The sequence below is a fragment of the Caldisericota bacterium genome (assembly GCA_034717215.1).
Classification (GTDB): domain Bacteria; phylum Caldisericota; class Caldisericia; order Caldisericales; family Caldisericaceae; genus UBA646.
The window spans coordinates 1-3,238 of the sequence record JAYELD010000005.1 but is presented as its reverse complement, the minus strand read 5'-3'; the positions used below and the strand labels follow the sequence as shown (position 1 = coordinate 3,238).

The 3,238-nt window shown below is 35.1% G+C and carries 3 protein-coding genes; 1 reads left to right on the top strand and 2 read right to left on the bottom strand.

The genetic code is table 11. The features are described from left to right. Nucleotides 1–982 (top strand): Na/Pi symporter (locus U9Q18_00145; protein MEA3312771.1); only part of this gene is annotated, 982 nt, incomplete at its 5' end. Nucleotides 983–1,362: 380 nt separating this feature from the next. Here the strand turns inward: U9Q18_00145 and U9Q18_00140 are convergent. Continuing rightward, complete coding sequence (locus U9Q18_00140; protein MEA3312770.1) at nt 1,363–2,145, bottom strand: ABC transporter permease; 783 nt, start codon at nt 2,143–2,145, stop codon at nt 1,363–1,365. Then, on the bottom strand, nt 2,145–3,158 hold the full coding sequence (locus U9Q18_00135) for an ATP-binding cassette domain-containing protein (protein MEA3312769.1): 1,014 nt from the start codon (nt 3,156–3,158) through the stop codon (nt 2,145–2,147). Before U9Q18_00135 ends, U9Q18_00140 begins: the two co-directional genes overlap by 1 nt. Nucleotides 3,159–3,238: the final 80 nt, after the last annotated feature.

Below are 3,238 nucleotides of genomic sequence, written 5' to 3'. Positions count from 1 at the left end.
TGCTGCTTTTGCATTAGTAATAGGGGCAAATATTGGTACAACAGTTACGGCATTAATTGCTAGTATAGGTGGAAATGTTCAGGCGAGGAGAGTTGCTGTTTCACATGTCATATTTAATGTTGTTGGAGCGCTTATTTTCCTGATTATATTTAAGCCATATGTAAATTTGGTTTCAAAAACATCGGGAGATCTTGTGAGACAAATTGCTAATGCTCACACATTTTTTAATATTGCATGCGCTCTTTCGTTTATTCCATTTGTCAATCAACTTTCTAAGCTTATCAAGAAACTTGTACCAGGTGAAGAAGTGATTATAGAAGGCGGAGTGAAGTATTTAGATAAAAGACTTCTTAAAATGCCCTCTTTTGCAGTGGATGCTCTCTTTAATGAGACGGTGCGAATGACTGGTGTAGTAAAAAAGAATTTAGATACCCTTTATCTTATGGTGGTTAGAAGCAAACCGAATCTTGATGGTGAAATTAAGATGAGAGAGCATGCTATTAACAGCATCAATAGAGAAATACAAGCTTTTGCACCTCTTCTAATGCAAAAGACATTATCAAAAGAACATTCAAAAAAGATTAATTTAATGATAAACATTGCAAGCCAGGTAGAAAGAATCGGAGATATTATTAATGGCTTGTCACAACTTGTAATGGTAAAAATTCACAACAAGATTCTTTTTTCTGAAAAAGGGAAAAAAGATTTGTATATTATGATGGATGCCGTAAAAAATGAATATGAACTTGTTGAAGAAAATTCCGGAAAGATGGACGAGAAACTATTCAAAGAAATCGAAAATATCGAACAATCTATCGATGATATGGAAGTACAATTAAGAGAAGCTCATGTAGGCAGACTTTTGCAGGGAGTTTGTTTCCCTGATGCAGGTATTATATATGTAGATATGTTGTCGGACCTGGAAAGGATATCTGACCATATATATAAAATTGCCCGTCTTTTGAGAGAAACGGCAAAGTAGCTTTTTGCCTTGGTTTAAACTTGTGTGAGCAGATTTTTAAATAGCTTTTCTTTCCTGAAAATGCAATGTTTCATATCCATTTTTCTAATTAATTAAATTATTCTTTTATCCATTTCCCGCTTCGTATATAAACTAAATCCTTTTGAATGGTATTTAATGGGAGTAGCTTTAGGAGCGCCATTCTTTGAAGTTGCCAGGATACACACCTTATGTGGTTCAATAAACTTAACAATATGTTGTTCAAGTTCATCCTGCAGCAGCTGCTTTGTTGCATTCTTTTAATAGTTTTGTAAAATCATTTTCCACTGATTTTTCTTCACTAATATTATTCCCATTTAATTATTATTTAATTTATTTGATTTCTATATTTGTATTAAAAATTATTCTGATACTGCCCTTTTAAATACCCATTGTGTCCAGAGTAGGACCAAAACATCAATGATAAGTATAATGCTGATGCCGGTGAAGATTGAGGCGCTCCAACCGGTAACGGCAAGCGTTCGCATTGGTTCTACCGCATAGGTAATGGGGTTTACTTTTGCAATTGCTTTGAGCCAAGCAGGCATTACGCCTAAAGGGAATAGTGCATTACTGGTGAATAGAAGCGGCATCATAAAGAAGTTGACTATTGCCATAAGCGTTTCTGGTGTTTTAATTTTTACAGCTATAGTAAGAGAAATACCTCCCAGAATCAATGCAAAGCACATTGCAATAAAAAGAATGACAAGAATGCCAGCTACCCCTGTTTTAAACTTTACTCCCAAGAATGTTGCAATGATAATGATAACAACTACCTGTATTCCCCCCTGTATCATTGCAGAGAACATTTTACCAAATGGAATTGCTCCTCTTCTTATAGGCGCTGCAAGTAATTTGTCTAAATAGCCAATACGTCTATCCCAAATAATGGACATACCAGAGAATATGCTGGAAAAAAGTACAGTCATAAGGATAATCCCAGGGGTCATAAAAGTAAGGTAGTTAGCTGTGCCAAGCATTTGTGCGGCATATGGATTGCTTGTTAATCCGGACATCATATTGCCCATTAATACAAGCCAGATAAATGGTTGAACAATGGTCATAATTAATCTTGTCTTTTCCCTGAAATACTTTTTTAATTCTCTCCATGCTATGTAGTAAGAATCTGTTATTAATCTTTTCATTATTTTATTCTCCTCATCATCGTGCGTTCTTTTCTTGTTTCTTCTTTTGTCGATTCTGCTTCTCTTATTGTTTTTCCCGTATAGCTTAAGTATACATCGTCCAGGGTAGGTCTCTTTAGGCGCACAGAGCCAATGGAAATATCTTCTTGCTGTGCGAGGGAAAAAATAGCAGGTATGATTTGATCGCCGTTTTTTTCTACAACAACTCTGCATACATTGTTTTTTAGCATATTAGCAGATCTTATGTTGTCCATTTTTCCTATTAAATTAATAAAAGAGTTTGTTTTTTCTTTTTTTGTCTCAAATGTTAACGTTATTATATCTCCTCCTATGTTTGACTTTAGTATACTGGGTTTATCCATTGCCTTTATCTCTCCCTGGGCGATAATTGCTATCCTATCACAGAGTTTGTCTGCCTCTTCAAGGTAATGTGTTGTGAGAAAAATAGTTATTCCAAGATTTTTTTGAAGATTAATGATGTAATCCCATATTGCATGTCTTGTTTGAATATCTAATCCCAATGTTGGTTCGTCCAGGAAAAGAATTTTTGGCTCGTGGGTTAGTGCCGATGCAATGTCTAATCTTTTTCTCATCCCCCCGGAAAACGATTCTACAAGATCGTTTTTTCTGTCCCATAGACCGAACATTTGCAGTGCTTCTTTTGCTCTTTTTTCTGTTTCTTTTATTGAAAGATGGAAAAACTTTCCCTGTAAATAGATGTTTTCATACGCCGTAAGTGTATCATCAACAGATGTTTCTTGAGAGGCATATCCTTTAGATATCCTTGCTTCGTATGGGTATTTTTCTATATCAAAACTGTCAAGATATATTTTGCCGCTGGTGGGCTTTAATAAACCAATAGCGGACTTTATTGTAGTTGATTTTCCTGCTCCGTTTGGACCTAAAAATCCAAATACCTCTCCATAATCTACAGCGAGACTTACTCCTTTTACCGCCTCTGTTCCGTTGGAGTATGTTTTTTTTAATCCTTCAATAACTATTGCTTTATCCATTGCTAAATACCTCCTTCTCAATTTCTTCTATCATTTTCTTACTCTCAGCAAGCTTAATCTTCATAATCTCATACATTTTT